Below are 13,253 nucleotides of genomic sequence, written 5' to 3' on the forward strand. Positions count from 1 at the left end.
GCTTGATTCAAATTGTTAAAGAGCGACGCAGCTTTTGGCTGCTGCGGGAGTGGCATTCTACTCAACCGCCTTCTCGAGTCAAGCCTTATTTTCAACGGCTTTTCGAGGCTACCGACCGGCTTGTTTGCGTTGCCGCTTGCCCTGTCGATGGAGGCGCATTATAGAGACATAGATCACATTGGCAAGCTCTCATCGCAATAAAATTGCAAAAAAATGCCAATTCTTAGTTATTCATATCAAAACACAGTTTTTATACAGACTTACCCACAGGGCAAACCCGGAAAGGGCTCATTCTGCACCCTATTACCTCCCGTTCCTCTCTGCCCGTCTCCTGTTCGAAGGGTTGCTGACCATATCAATCCGTATTTAAAGGAAGAGAATCGCAAAGTGACGCTCAGACCAGTCCTGCCTCAGCAACCCAGGCAGCGATCAGCTCGGCTGCCGCCATGGAGCGGCAGCCCGATATATTCTGCCCGGCCCAGAGTGGCGAGAAACCGCAGTCACCCGCCTTTTCGGCTGCGGCACGCAACGGAGCCAATGCGCCGCTGGCATACGGGAAGTCTGGCGGCAGCACCGAAATAGGGCCGAGTTCCCGCATCAAGCGGTTGACTATCCCCCGCGCCGGACGGCCGCTGAACAGATTGGTCAGTGCGGTGTGTTGGCCATGCCTCCCCTGCAGCGCCGCACGGTGCAGGGGCGAGGTCGTCGCCTCGTGGCAGCAGAGGAACGCCGTTCCCACCTGGACTGCGCTGGCCCCCAGTGCAAGGGCGGCTCTGATGCCCTTTCCATCCACGATGCCTCCTGCAGCGATGACCGGGATCGCTACTGCCGCCACTACCTGTGGCAGAAGGGTAAAGGTGCCCTGCTGCAAGCTGAGATCCTCACTCAGGAAGTGACCGCGATGGCCACCCGCCTCCAGCCCCTGGGCGATGACGGCATCGGCTCCGTGGTCAGCAAGCCACTGCGCTTCTGCCACCGTGGTGGCGCTGGCAAACACTTTTGCGCCTGTGGCTTTTACCTGGGCAAGCAATTCGGGCTCGGGCAAGCCGAAGTGGAAACTGACCACGGCAGGTCTGAACTCTGCAAGCAGGGCCGCATGCTCGTCATTGAAGGGGGCCCGAGAGGGGGCTCGCGACGGCGCAGCGGCATCCACCCCGAACTCGGCGTAATAGGGTAACAGTACCTGGCGCCAGCGCTGCTCCGCTGCCGGTTCCGGCTCGTGCTGCCGATGGCAAAAAAAGTTGATGTTGTATGGGCCCGGCCCGCTGGCGGCGAGGCGGCTCAGCTCCTGGCGCAGCTCGGCACCACTCAGCATGGCGGCAGGCAGGGAGCCCAGTGCCCCCGCACTGGTCGCCGCCATCGCCAGGGCGCTGTCCTGCACGCCCGCCATGGGGGCCTGAATGACGGGATAGCGCATCCCTAGTTCGGCAAAGAGCGTCATATGATGGTTTCCTGTTTCTGATGGTGAGTCTGCCTGTGCAACAGAGGAAGGTTGAGTCGGCAGAGCGCACTTGACGTGCTGACACGTCGTCTGGCGATATCGCCTGTCCAGTTCCCGGCCAGACATCCTGTCTTGGCTTTCATCCATCAGGCTCCTTGAGGTTCATGGCACATCGGGCCCGCGAAGGGCCCGAACGTGAAGTGTCAACGCACGCTGCGCAGCAGGAAGTCCGGCTGGCCACAGGAGCGGCGCTCCCGCTTCTGCATCTCGTCGGAGCAGGGAACGGCATCCGTCCCCTGCTTGTTGATGCAGATGTAGATCTCCCGCAGGAAACGGCCCCCATCGGCGCAGGCCACCGTGATGTTATCAGGGGCCAGCCACTCGTTGGCGCTCGCCAGATCGGCCTTGAGCTGGAAGCTGTTTTTGCGCAGCGGCTCTTCCGGCGATTGATAGGCGGCCGGGATCTTCACCTTCTGGCGCAGATCGCTGGCCAATTGGTGAAATGCCTCCTGGCTCAGCCCGGAACAGGTGCCGTGCTTCTCCCATTCATGGCGATAGAGGAAGCGGCTGGGGTAGAGCCCGGCAAACTGCTGCTCCATATCCGCATCCAGCCGCTCGCGGGTACAGCTGGCGGGGTAGCCGCGCTGATACTGGGGCCAGAGCCCATGCAGCACGAACCCCAGCTTGCGGGCGCACTGCTCCCGATCCCCTGGCTTGATGGCGCAATGCTCGGGCGACCAGGAGAGTGCCATGGCGTAATAGTCAAACTCCCCCGCATAGCCTTTGCCCTGGGCGGCGGAGATCCACAACAGCGACCCCACCAGCCATACCATGACCTGCTTCATCTCTCGTTCCCCCTCATCTCTTTGCACCCGGTGGCGCCCCATTTTGCGCCCTCATGCTCCCATAACAGGGAGTCAAAGAACAATCGCTCAAAATGGCCTTACTCACTGTGGGTCAGACCAGTAAAAGGTTTCCCCTGCCGGATCAGAGGCGTAAGCTGGCTCTCCGGCGGGCCTTCATGACGCGCCACGTTTCCCCGATTTCATCAGCAACAGGACGTAACATGATCCGCAAGAATCCCTCAGGTCACCTGCCCGTTATCGACGAATCCGCCTATATCGACAAGACCGCCATCATCTGTGGCAAGGTGATCATCAAGGAGAACGTGTTTGTCGGCCCCTATGCCGTGATCCGCGCAGACGAAGTGGACGAGAGCGGTGACATGGAACCCATCGTCATCGGCGCCAACTCCAACATTCAGGATGGCGTCGTCATCCACTCCAAATCCGGCGCTGCCGTCACCATCGGCGAGTTCAGCTCCATCGCCCACCGCAGCATCGTCCACGGGCCCTGCGAAGTGGGTAACCGGGTCTTCATCGGCTTCAACAGCGTGCTGTTCAACTGCCACATCGGCGAAGGGTCAGTGGTTCGCCACAACTCCGTGGTCGATGGCTGCGATATTCCCCCCGGCTTCTATGTCCCCTCCACCACCCGCATCAACCAGCAGAGCGATCTGGCGCAGATCCCGCGCGTCACCGTGGACGCCACCGAGTTCTCCGAGGATGTGGCTCACACCAACATCGACCTGGTCAGGGGTTACAAGGCGCTCTCCAACGAGTTTTGATCCGGCGAGCGGTTCACGACACACAACGGGCGCCACGGCGCCCGTTGTCACAACTGTAAAGAGGGCGAAAAGAGGGTGTAAAGGTGGTTGAGCCGAGTGCACGCGTCGCGTTTGATGGGGGCGTTCCCATCAATGGAGTCATCATAATGTCACGCTATCCTGTCGCCCTTGCCCTTCTGCTGGGCACCACGCTCCTTCATGCCGGCGAGATGCCGCCCCCGATGGGTGCCCGCCAGGGAGGCCCCATGACACCGCCCCCCTCAGTGCTCTATCACGCCAGCAAGCAGGGTGCGGATCCCCAGGTCCTGGTCCAGGCGCTGTCCAAAAACATTGATGCCGCCAAGCCGGATACCCGCTACGAGGTCACGGTCAGCGTGCGCGAACTGCCGCCCCAGCCACTCAAACCCCAGCCCGCCGGTGCACCGCTCAAGGGGCAGTGAGATGAGTCTGCACCGCCCTTCACTCTGGCTGCTTGCCATGGCCATCGCCCTGCCCGCCATGGCGGGTCCGGGGAACATGGGCAGACCGGGCGGATGGGAGAGCCCTGCCCCGCAGTACGGCCATGGGGCTGGTCCCGGCTTCGGCCACCGCGTCGACCGGCTGCCGGGAGGGGTGGAAACCTTGCTGCTGGCCGGGCTCACCTACTATGTGCTCGACGGCATCTTCTACCGCCGGCAGGAGAACCACTATGTAGTGGTCTCCCCACCTCCTCAGGTCCTGGTGGGGGCAGAGACAGGGCTCATCCCTCTTGATCTGGATGGCCGCCGCTATTACGTCAGGGAGGGTCACTACTACCTGCGAGAAATAGACGGGCGCTACACCGAGGTGCAGCCGCCAGCGGCGCTGCACTGAATCGCACGGAGGAACAGATACGAGCAGGGGGCCTTGGCCCCCTCTTTCATTACCGGGGTGTTTACCCCACTCGGGTCTGAGCCGCGTACCTCAGGACGGGTCATGCAGGGGCAGCGTCATGGTCACTCTCAGCCCCCCCTGTGCGCGATTGCGCGCCTGGATGGTACCGCCCTGCAGAATCACCGCCTTGCGGGCGATGGCGAGCCCGAGCCCGTAGCCCTTGCCCATGCGGGGTGAGCCGATGCGCACGAAGGGGTCGAAGATCCCCGCCAGCTTCCCCTCCTCCACCCCGGGCCCCCGATCGGCGATGGAGAGCTGCACCTCCTGGCCCAGGCGCAGCAAGCGAACATTCACCATCTGGCCCGACTGCGAGAAACGCAGGGCGTTGCGCACCACGTTCTCCACGGCGCGGCGCACCAGCTCGGCATGCCCCAGCAGGAGGCAACCCTCCCCCAGCGCCGCCTCAAGCGCTATCTCGACCCCGGATTGCTGGGCTTCGAACCTGGCATCCTGGACGACGGTCTCCACCAGCGCCAGCAGGTCGTAGTGGCTCTGCTCAAGCCCGTGGCCCTGCTCGGCACGGGAGAGGGTCAGCAGCTCCCCTATCATCCTGTCCATCCGCTCCGTCTCGAGCCGGATCCGCGCCAGGGCGTCGCTCGCCTTCTCCGGGCGCTGCTCCGCCAGGCCGATGGCCATCTGGATGCGGGCCAGGGGGGATCGCAGCTCGTGGGAGACGTCGTGAAGCAGTTGCTCGCGCCCCTCGACCAGTTGCTGCAACCGCTCCACCATGAGATCGAACTCCTTCGCCACCTCCGTCAGCTCGTCCCGGCGCCAGCGCAGAGCGGGCCAGAGTCTGACCCCCAAATCCCCCCTGGCTACCCGATCGAAGCTGCGCCGCAGGGCGTTCATGGGCCGGGTCAGGTGCCAGGCGAACAGAATGCTGAACAAGAGTCCCCCCAGGCCGCCAATCCAGAGCATGGGCGGGGGAATGTTGAGCCAGGAGAGGGGACCGGGAGCAGGCCCGCCGGGGAGGACGCGCGGGTCCACTCTGGTCTGCAGCAGATAGGTCTGCCCGTCGCTGGCAATCACGGTGCGTGTCAGCACGCTGCCCGGGCCAGGTTCCCCGGAGGCTGTCAACCTGGATGCCCTGGGCGCTGGCCGGGGAGGCGCATCGGAGACATCGAGGAGTGTTATCTGCAGCAACGGCGGCGACATGGCCTGGCTCAATGCCGTCGCAGCCTCGATTCCCCCCTTTGCCAGCACGGCTGCCGCCATCTCCAGATGCTGGTTCGCCAACTGCTGGGCCAGGTGCTCTTCCGGGGGGTCACGCTCGGCACGAAAACCGAGCCAGAGCAGTTGGCTGACCAGCACGATGGCCAGCCAGAACCCCAGCAGAATCTTCCAGAACAAACGTCCCTTGAGGATCACCGTATCTTGTACCCTATGCTGCGCACCGTCTCTATGGTGACGGCCTCCCCCGCTTTTTGCTGCAGTTTCTGCCTCAGGTTGCAGATGTGCACATCGACGCTGCGATCATAGGCCTCCCTCGGGCGCCCTACCCCTTGCAGGGAGAGGGTGTCCTTGGTGACCACCTGCTCCGGTGCTCGCACCAGCAACACCAGCATGTTGAACTCGGTGGCGGTCAGCTCCAGCGGCTCCCCCTGCCAGAGACAGACCCGGTTGGCCGGGGTGACCGTCAGATCCCCCAGGATGAGGGCATCCGGCGAGGGGGTTGCGCTCCCCCCCTCGTTGACCCGCCGCAGAACGGCCCGCAGCCGGGCCACCAGCTCCCTGGGGTAGCAGGGTTTGGGCACATAGTCATCGGCCCCCATCTCCAGTCCCACCACTCGATCCACGTTGTCCCCCTTGGCGGTCAGCATGATGATCGGCAGGCGGCTGCGCTGGCGCACCTGGCGCAGCACCTCGGTGCCGCTCAAGTCGGGCAGCATCACATCCAGCAGCAGGGCGCTGTAACGGCCGGAGAGGGCATGGTGAACACCTTCCCCTCCGGTCAGCACCTGGGTGGTATCAAACCCCTCTCCCCCCAGGTATTCACTCAACATGGCGCCCAGTTCGGCATCGTCATCCACCAGCAGGATCTTCATATGCGGTCTCCCTTGTCGGCGGCCATTTTCGCCGCTTGCCACGCACTTGGCAGCCATTTTTACGAAACCCTTACGCTTGGCGCAAAGAGCCTTAACCCGGCTCTGGGGTAGAGTGCCGCCGTGATCGTCATTCAGGATACAGGTTGTCATGCCCACGTTCTCCCCTCGTCTCTTCTGGCTGCTGCCTCTGTGCGCCCTCGCCCTGTTGCTGGCCTGGCGCCCCCAAGCCAAGGCACCCGCCAGCGACTACATCACCGCCAGTACCGAGACCCGGGATCTGGAGCAGCTCATCATGGCGGACGGCACCCTGAAGGCGCGCAAGCAGGTGAGCGTGGGCGCCCAGGTGTCGGGCCAGATCAAGAAACTGCACGTGACTCTGGGGCAGGAGGTCAAACAGGGGGAGCTGCTGGTCGAGATAGACGATCTGCCCCAGCAGAACGCCCTCAAGGATGCCCTGGCCCAGCGCGACAACCTCCAGGCCCAGCTGGATTCCAAAGAGGCCACCCTTCGCAATGCCCGCCTGGCATACCAGCGCCAGCGGCAGATCGTCGCAAGAGGTCTTGGCAGCACGGCCGACCATGACAGCGCCAAGGCGACCCTGGACGAGACCCTGGCCGATATCCGGGCCCTCAACGCCCAGCGGGTGCAGGCCGAGATCGCGGTGGACACAGCCCGGGTCAACCTGGGGTATACCCGGATCCTGGCCCCCCTCTCCGGTACCGTGGTGGCCATGCCGGTGGAGGAGGGGCAGACCCTCAACGCCAGCCAGAGCACCCCTACCCTGCTCAAGATTGCCCAGCTCGACACCATGACGGTGGAGGCCAGGATCTCCGAGGCCGACGTCATCAACGTCCGGGTCGGCATGCCGGTCTATTTCACCATTCTTGGCAACAGCCAGCGCCGCTTCGAGGGATCCCTGCGGGCCATCGAGCCCGCCCCCGACACCATCAATGACGACGATACCACCAGCAGCAGCGACAGCAGCGCCATCTATTATCACGGCCTGTTCGAGGTGCCCAACCAGGATGGTCAGCTCAGGATCAGCATGACGGCCCAGGTCTATCTGGTGGCCGCCCGGCTCAAAGATGCGCTGGTGATCCCGGCCATCGCCCTGCAGGGGGATCAGGTCAGGGTGATCGACGACGGAGGCCGGATCAGCCTGCGCCGGGTCAAGGTCGGCCTGAACAACAAGGTGGATGCCCAGATCCTGTCGGGCCTGAGCACCGGTGAGCGGGTCATCGTCAGCGAAGTGAACGCAGGCCAGAGCAACGCCGCCGGGGGCATGCCGCCCCCCATGGGGATGTGACCATGGGCGCCTTGTTGCAACTGCGGGGCATCCGCCGCCACTTCGGAGAGTGTGAGCGCACCGTCACCGTGCTCGATGGCATCGATCTGGCGATCGCCCGTGGAGAGATGGTGGCCATCGTCGGCGCTTCGGGCTCCGGCAAATCCACCCTGATGAACCTGCTGGGCTGCCTGGATCAGCCGAGCGAGGGGGCCTATCTGGTGGCCGGGCGCGATACTGCCACCCTCAGCCGGGACGAGCTCGCCGCCCTGCGCCGGGAGCACTTCGGCTTCATTTTCCAGCGTTATCACCTGCTGGCGGATCTCGATGCCCGCACCAATGTGGAAGTGCCCGCCCTCTACGCCGGTCTGGATCCGGCCGAGCGACGCCAGCGGGCCGAGGCCCTGCTGACCCGCTTCGGCCTCGCCAGCCGGCTCGAACACAAGCCAAGCCAGCTCTCCGGCGGCCAGCAGCAGCGGGTCAGCATCGCCCGCGCCCTCATCAACGGCGGCGAGGTGATCCTGGCCGACGAGCCGACCGGGGCCCTCGACAGCCAGAGCGGCGCCGAGGTGATGGCGAGCCTTCAAGCTCTGCATCGCCAGGGCCACACCCTGGTGATCGTCACCCACGACATGGACATCGCCCGCCACGCCGAGCGGATCATCGAACTGAAAGATGGCCGGGTGATCGCCGATCGCCGCACGCGCGAACCACAGGCCCTTCCCCAGGCGACCCAGGCCGCCACCAAGACGTCCGCCAGGGGGAAGACCCCGCTGATGGCGGGGCTCGGGAATGCCCTGCAGATGGCCCTCAAGGCCATGGTTGCCCAGCGTCTGCGCACCTTTCTCACCATGCTCGGCATCATCATAGGTATCGCCTCGGTGGTGACCGTGGTGGCCCTCGGGCAGGGCTCCCGGGAGCGAGTGCTGGAGAACATCAACGCCATGGGCACCAGCACCCTGGAGGTGTTCCCCGGCCGCGGCTTCGGGGACATGCGCTCCGCTACCATACAGACGTTGCGGATCGGGGACGCCGAGGCCATCGCCCGGCTGGACTACGTGCACAGCGTCACCCCCAGCCTCAGCACCAGCGCCACCCTGCGCCTTGGCAGCACCGCCGTCTCCGGCACCATCAACGGCGTCGGCGCCCAGTTCTTCCAGGTCAGGGGCTATCGCCTGGCCCAGGGCATGGGCTTCGATCGCCAGAGCGAGGAGAGCCTGGCCCAGGAGGTGGTGATCGACGAGCACACCCGGGACAAGCTGTTCGCCCCGACCCAGTCCCCCCTGGGCCAGGTGATCCTGCTGGGGGATCTGCCCTGCCGGGTGATCGGGGTCGCCATCAAGAACCAGAGCGGCTTTGGCAGCGACGAGACCCTCAACGTCTGGATCCCTCATACCACCGCCATGAGCCGCCTGCTGGGGCAGAGCCATCTGCGCAGCATCAGCGTGCGGGTGCGGGACGAGGTGAGCCTGGACGCTGCCCAAGACGGCATCAGCCGCCTGCTCACCCTGCGCCACGGCAGCCAGGACTTCTTCCTGCTCAACACCGACAGCATCCGCCAGACCATCAGCCAGACCAGCGCCACCCTGACCACGCTGATCGCCCTCATCGCCCTCATTTCCCTGATCGTCGGGGGCATAGGGGTGATGAACATCATGCTGGTCTCGGTCACCGAGCGCACCCGGGAGATAGGGGTGCGGATGGCGGTCGGCGCCCGGACCCGGGACATCCAGCAGCAGTTCCTCATTGAAGCCGTGCTGATCTGCCTGCTGGGGGGCGTGCTCGGCATCGCCCTCTCCCTGGTGCTGGGCCAACTGTTCGACCACTTCAGCAGCGGCGTCCGGATGAGCTACTCCCTTGCCGCCATGGGGGTGGCCTGCCTTTGCGCCAGCCTGATCGGGGTAATATTCGGCTTCGCCCCGGCCCGCCGGGCCGCCAGGCTGGATCCCATCCACGCACTGGAGCGCGAATAGCCCGCATTGACGCCGGGGTGACGCCACTCTCCCCGACACCGGATCGGGGGCCGATGCCCGGCCCCGCCACCAAGCCTGAACGCCCGCACTTCTTCCCTGAATGCGCGGGTTCTTTGACCGGGTCCCGTACCCGGTCTTTTTTTGTCTCCCGCCCGCCACGCCTACGACAGAGCCGCCCGAAGGCGGCTCTTGTCATCACGGGCCAGGCGGTGATTCCGGGCCATCAGGCGCCGATGATACCGCCATCGTCCCGGGTGATCCGCAACACAGCGGAGCGGGGAATGGCGGTGCCGCCGTCCGGGAAATGGGAGGGTGCCCCCTCCTCTCCAGGGTGCTGCACCCCGACGAACAGGGTGCGCCAGTCCGGGCTGAAGGTGAGGCCCGTTATTTCGCAGGCCACGGGGCCGGTCAGGAAGCGGCGCACCTCGCCGCTCGCGGGATCGGCGCACAGCATCTGGTTGTTGCCCATGCCGGCAAACTGCTTCTCGTTGGAGTAGTCGCCGTCGGTCTGGATCCAGAGCCGCCCCGCCTCGTCGAAGCCGATGCCGTCCGGGCTGTTGAACATGTTGTCCGGATGGATGTTGGCACTGCCCGCCATCAGCCCCTCCTTGTGCACGCCGGGGTTGCCCGCCAGCAGGAAGAGATCCCACTCGAAGCTGTCGCTCCCGTGATCGTCCCCCATCGGGCGCCAGCGGATGATCTGGCCATAGGGGTTCTCGGCCCTGGGGTTGGCGCCATCGAGAGGTTGGTTCTCCTTGAGGCCGCGGTTCTTGTTGTTGGTCAGGGTGCAGTAGACCTCGGCTCTGTGGGGATGCACGGCCACCCACTCGGGCCTGTCCATGGTGGTGGCGCCGAGCCGGGTCGCCGCCTCCCGGGCGAAGATGAGCACCTCCCCCTGATCGGCGAAGCCGTTCTCCCGGGTCAGGCCGTGCTCGCCGTGCACCAGGGGCAGCCACTGGCCAGTACCCTTGAGCTCCCCCTCCCTGGCGTCGAAGCGGGCCACATAGAGGGTGCCCTCGTCCAGCAGATCCCGGTTGGCGGGGTCATTGCCCGGCGCCACCCTGTTCTTCGAGACGAAGCGGTAGATGTGCTCCCCCCGCTCGTCATCGCCGAGGTAGACCACGGCGCGGCCATCCTGGTTGACGGTGAAGGCCGCATTCTCATGCTTGAAGCGGCCAAGGGCGGTACGCTTCTTCGGGGTGGAGGCGGGGTCGCGGGGATCGATTTCCACCACCCAGCCGAAGCGGTGCGGCTCCTGGGGATGCTTCGCGAGATCGAAGCGCTCGTCGAACCTGTGCCAGCCAAAGCCCGCATCCTCGGCGGCCAGGCCGTAGCGGGCGGCGCGCTGGTCCAGCGCCGGCTTGCCCTCGCTGCCGAAGTAGCCGTTGAAGTTCTCCTCGCAGGTGAGGTAGGTGCCCCAGGGGGTCTGGCCATTGGCGCAGTTGTTGAAGGTGCCAAGGGCGGTGCGCCCCTCGGGATCGGCCTGGGTCTTGAGCAGAGCATGGCCCGCCGCCGGGCCGCTCAGGGTCATGGGGGTCGTGGCGGTGATGCGGCGGTTGAGGGCCCCCTTGGGGTTGGCCTGCCACTTGCCATCAATGCGCACCAGCTCCACCAGGGAGACCCCGTGGGCCGCCTGGGCCTTGGCGACAGCCTCTGCATTGAGGGTCTTGCCACCATCTTCAAACAGGTATTCGTAGTTGGTGTATTCGTTGTTGACGGCGAGCAGGGCGCGATCCGGGCCCAGGGAGAAGAAGCTCATGCCGTCGTTGTTGTCGCCAAACTGGCGGGCCTGGGCCTTGGCGTCGTTGCTTTGGGCAAAGGCGGGGGCATCGGGGAAGAGGGCATCTCCCCAGGCGATCAGCACCTCGGCCTTGTAGCCGGGCGGCACCACTATGGTGTCGGCCACCGAGGCGGGCACGGCCTGGAAGCCAAGCAGCGGCCGGGTGGCGGCGGCCACGGCCTGGGCCACGGGGCTCGCGGCAAAGAAGGCCACCATGCTGGCGGCGCCCACCCCTTTGAGGAAGCCACGGCGGCTGAGATCCGCCTCGATGAGGCGGTTGAACGCCGGCTCCTGCTCGCGGGGGTGGTTGGCACTGTCTCTCTCGTCAAAACGGCTCATCGGCTTTTCCTTGTTATCTCGGCGCAATCATTGCGTCATCACGGCGTCCGGCCACAGCATGGCAGCGCTTTATTAAGCGAGGATGACAAATGATGAGATAACCGGCTGGCCCGGCAAGACGCCACCGCCAACGACAAGGGGCGGTGGACACCAGTCCCACCGCCCCAAGAGACACATCGCCGACAGAAGCTCTCCCCTCTATCTAGCCGCACGTCTTCAGACTGCTATGCCCGTTTGTGCCGGATAGCACCCGCTGGCAACGTCTAGTTGCACTTCTTCAGACTGCTATGCCCGTTTGTACCGGATAGCACCCACTGGCAGCGTCTAGTTGCACTTCTTCAGGCTGATATGCCAGTTGGCGCCGGATTGCACCTGATGTTTGGCGGCGAAGCTGTCCATGTTCAGCGCCACCGACACCTGCAACAGGCTGTTGAGGTAGACCAGGGGCTGGCCCTCCGGCACATCGCCAAAGCTGCTGACGTAGGGGGCCTTGCCCTCGTATTTCAGCGCATCCCCTTCGCTTATCCTGATGCAGGCGTTGTCCCCCTTGTGGATACCCGCCTTGGTCAGCAGGCTGTCGTCGATATTGGTCCAGACGTTGCCGTACTGCACGTCCAGGATCGGAATGGTGCCCTTGAGGGTACCGTCTTGCTCGGCCACCGCGGGCTGATAGGGGATGGTCACCACCTCGGCGGGCAGCAGGGGCCCCACCTGCTCGAAGCTGATGGCACCGGAGGCGAGGCGCGCGCCGGTGTAGGCGTAGACGTCGCGGCCGTGGAAGGTGTAGGACTTCTCGGAGCCCTTGAGGCGGTTGGTCTTTTCGTCGATCTGGCGCACCGCCTCGATGCCGAAGTGCTCCGCCACCAGGGTCAGGGTGCCGTTGTCCGGGCTGACGATGTAGTGGCCGCTCCTGGTCTTGAGTACCACCGACTTGCGTTCGGTGCCGACACCGGGGTCCACCACGCTGACGAAGACGGTACCCGCGGGCCAGTATTGCAGGGTCTGATAGAGGCGGTAGGAGGCTTCCCAGATGTTGTAGGCCGGGATCTCATGGGTCAGGTCATGGAGCGGCAGGGTGCGGTCCACCCCGAAGGCGACCCCCTTCATGGCCGAGACGGCGCCATCCTTGAGACCGAAGTCGGTCTGGAACACCAGGGCCTCGTTGGCAAGGGCACTCGCCCCCACCAGAGAGAGAGCGAGTACGAGGGCGCGGGGGACGATACGAATATCCATGTCAGGGCTCCTTTAAAGACGTTTGGACGTCCAGATTGCCAATCATGGCAATCTTTGCAACCCCTGATGCCCGAATGGGGGGTGAAATGACTCGCCAATCCGCCCCGTGCGGGTGTATCCATGGGGCATCCAACGCCGGGAGCACACCAGATGACCAGAGAGCATCACGACACCATTTTGCTGAGCCTGGGCAATACCCGAAGCCAGGTCGCGCTCACCGCGGCCGATGGCACCAGCCAGACATTTGCATTGACACTGGGGCTCGATGCCCTGACCCCGGGACCCTTTCGCCAGGATCCACCGACGCCCCTGGAACTTGAGCAGGCCATCATGGTGGTGGAGGATGTGCTGATGCCCCTCGCGGCACGGATCCCGCCCCACCCCGTGCTGCACCTGCAAAGCCCGGAGCCCCTGACCGAGGTGCTCGGCAACCGGGTGCAGAGCCGGGAAAACATTGAGCGGTTGTTCGGCCAGCTTGCCGCCATGGTGGAGGGGGATCCCCTGGCATCGGCCCAGTTGCCGAGGGAGAGGCGCATCGCCGCCGCCCTGCTGATCCTGCGGGAGTGGATGCACCACCTGGATGCCGGGAGCGTCGTCCTGGTCGATGGGTGATGCCTT

Annotated in this window: 12 protein-coding genes; 6 read left to right on the plus strand and 6 right to left on the minus strand. The window is 64.8% G+C overall.

What is annotated here, in order from left to right; genetic code table 11:
- Positions 1-394: 394 nt before the first annotated feature.
- Both AB5Y53_RS06010 and AB5Y53_RS06015 read right to left on the minus strand, forming a co-directional pair.
- Positions 395-1,441: an NAD(P)H-dependent flavin oxidoreductase gene (locus AB5Y53_RS06010; RefSeq protein WP_368181330.1), complete on the minus strand. Its 1,047-nt coding sequence runs from the start codon at positions 1,439-1,441 to the stop codon at positions 395-397.
- Positions 1,442-1,644: 203 nt separating this feature from the next.
- Positions 1,645-2,286, minus strand: a complete 642-nt coding sequence (locus AB5Y53_RS06015) for a ribonuclease (RefSeq protein WP_104455314.1) — start codon at positions 2,284-2,286, stop codon at positions 1,645-1,647.
- Between the two features lie 221 nt (positions 2,287-2,507).
- Here AB5Y53_RS06015 and AB5Y53_RS06020 point away from each other — a divergent pair, with 221 nt between their 5' ends.
- The 3 genes from AB5Y53_RS06020 to AB5Y53_RS06030 all read left to right on the plus strand — a co-directional run bounded on the left by AB5Y53_RS06020 (position 2,508) and on the right by AB5Y53_RS06030 (position 3,920).
- Positions 2,508-3,068: a carbonate dehydratase gene (locus AB5Y53_RS06020; RefSeq protein WP_010672952.1), complete on the plus strand. Its 561-nt coding sequence runs from the start codon at positions 2,508-2,510 to the stop codon at positions 3,066-3,068.
- Between the two features lie 146 nt (positions 3,069-3,214).
- A complete protein-coding gene (locus AB5Y53_RS06025; RefSeq protein WP_041214573.1) occupies positions 3,215-3,508 on the plus strand; it encodes a hypothetical protein in 294 nt (97 codons plus the stop codon).
- A gap of 1 nt (position 3,509) precedes the next feature.
- Positions 3,510-3,920, plus strand: a complete 411-nt coding sequence (locus tag AB5Y53_RS06030) for a DUF6515 family protein (protein ID WP_368181331.1) — start codon at positions 3,510-3,512, stop codon at positions 3,918-3,920.
- A gap of 90 nt (positions 3,921-4,010) precedes the next feature.
- Here AB5Y53_RS06030 and AB5Y53_RS06035 read toward each other — a convergent pair whose 3' ends face one another.
- Together AB5Y53_RS06035 and AB5Y53_RS06040 are read right to left on the minus strand one after the other, a co-directional pair.
- Positions 4,011-5,330: an ATP-binding protein gene (locus AB5Y53_RS06035; protein ID WP_368181332.1), complete on the minus strand. Its 1,320-nt coding sequence runs from the start codon at positions 5,328-5,330 to the stop codon at positions 4,011-4,013.
- Positions 5,331-5,344: 14 nt separating this feature from the next.
- Positions 5,345-6,025, minus strand: coding sequence for a response regulator transcription factor (locus tag AB5Y53_RS06040; RefSeq protein WP_010672948.1), 681 nt, complete (start codon positions 6,023-6,025; stop codon positions 5,345-5,347).
- A 148-nt stretch (positions 6,026-6,173) separates the two neighbouring features.
- Here AB5Y53_RS06040 and AB5Y53_RS06045 point away from each other — a divergent pair, with 148 nt between their 5' ends.
- Together AB5Y53_RS06045 and AB5Y53_RS06050 are read left to right on the plus strand one after the other, a co-directional pair.
- The gene (locus AB5Y53_RS06045) at positions 6,174-7,331 is read left to right on the plus strand and encodes an efflux RND transporter periplasmic adaptor subunit (protein ID WP_368181333.1); all 1,158 of its coding nucleotides are present in this window, start codon (positions 6,174-6,176) and stop codon (positions 7,329-7,331) included.
- A gap of 2 nt (positions 7,332-7,333) precedes the next feature.
- On the plus strand, positions 7,334-9,283 hold the full coding sequence (locus AB5Y53_RS06050; protein WP_368181334.1) for a MacB family efflux pump subunit: 1,950 nt from the start codon (positions 7,334-7,336) through the stop codon (positions 9,281-9,283).
- Positions 9,284-9,506: 223 nt separating this feature from the next.
- Here AB5Y53_RS06050 and AB5Y53_RS06055 read toward each other — a convergent pair whose 3' ends face one another.
- Entirely contained in the window at positions 9,507-11,402 is a 1,896-nt protein-coding gene (locus tag AB5Y53_RS06055) for a PhoX family phosphatase (protein WP_368181335.1), read from the minus strand.
- Positions 11,403-11,726: 324 nt separating this feature from the next.
- Positions 11,727-12,635, minus strand: coding sequence for an S-adenosyl-l-methionine hydroxide adenosyltransferase family protein (locus tag AB5Y53_RS06060; RefSeq protein WP_042015034.1), 909 nt, complete (start codon positions 12,633-12,635; stop codon positions 11,727-11,729).
- 150 nt (positions 12,636-12,785) lie between these two features.
- Here AB5Y53_RS06060 and AB5Y53_RS06065 point away from each other — a divergent pair, with 150 nt between their 5' ends.
- Complete coding sequence (locus AB5Y53_RS06065) at positions 12,786-13,247, plus strand: hypothetical protein (protein ID WP_202044837.1); 462 nt, start codon at positions 12,786-12,788, stop codon at positions 13,245-13,247.
- Positions 13,248-13,253 lie beyond the last annotated feature (6 nt).

The organism is Aeromonas sp. R7-5 (assembly GCF_040908015.1).
In the GTDB taxonomy this organism is placed as follows: domain Bacteria; phylum Pseudomonadota; class Gammaproteobacteria; order Enterobacterales; family Aeromonadaceae; genus Aeromonas; species Aeromonas caviae.

What these genes read in the sequence shown, in the direction of transcription:
- AB5Y53_RS06040 (WP_010672948.1), bottom strand. Translation starts at nt 6,025, where the DNA reads ATGAAGATCCTGCTGGTGGATGACGATGCCGAACTGGGCGCCATGTTG.
- AB5Y53_RS06020 (WP_010672952.1), top strand. Translation starts at nt 2,508, where the DNA reads ATGATCCGCAAGAATCCCTCAGGTCACCTGCCCGTTATCGACGAATCC.
- AB5Y53_RS06010 (WP_368181330.1), bottom strand. Translation starts at nt 1,441, where the DNA reads ATGACGCTCTTTGCCGAACTAGGGATGCGCTATCCCGTCATTCAGGCC.
- AB5Y53_RS06030 (WP_368181331.1), top strand. Translation starts at nt 3,510, where the DNA reads ATGAGTCTGCACCGCCCTTCACTCTGGCTGCTTGCCATGGCCATCGCC.
- AB5Y53_RS06050 (WP_368181334.1), top strand. Translation starts at nt 7,334, where the DNA reads ATGGGCGCCTTGTTGCAACTGCGGGGCATCCGCCGCCACTTCGGAGAG.
- AB5Y53_RS06045 (WP_368181333.1), top strand. Translation starts at nt 6,174, where the DNA reads ATGCCCACGTTCTCCCCTCGTCTCTTCTGGCTGCTGCCTCTGTGCGCC.
- AB5Y53_RS06065 (WP_202044837.1), top strand. Translation starts at nt 12,786, where the DNA reads ATGACCAGAGAGCATCACGACACCATTTTGCTGAGCCTGGGCAATACC.
- AB5Y53_RS06015 (WP_104455314.1), bottom strand. Translation starts at nt 2,286, where the DNA reads ATGAAGCAGGTCATGGTATGGCTGGTGGGGTCGCTGTTGTGGATCTCC.
- AB5Y53_RS06060 (WP_042015034.1), bottom strand. Translation starts at nt 12,635, where the DNA reads ATGGATATTCGTATCGTCCCCCGCGCCCTCGTACTCGCTCTCTCTCTG.
- AB5Y53_RS06025 (WP_041214573.1), top strand. Translation starts at nt 3,215, where the DNA reads ATGTCACGCTATCCTGTCGCCCTTGCCCTTCTGCTGGGCACCACGCTC.
- AB5Y53_RS06055 (WP_368181335.1), bottom strand. Translation starts at nt 11,402, where the DNA reads ATGAGCCGTTTTGACGAGAGAGACAGTGCCAACCACCCCCGCGAGCAG.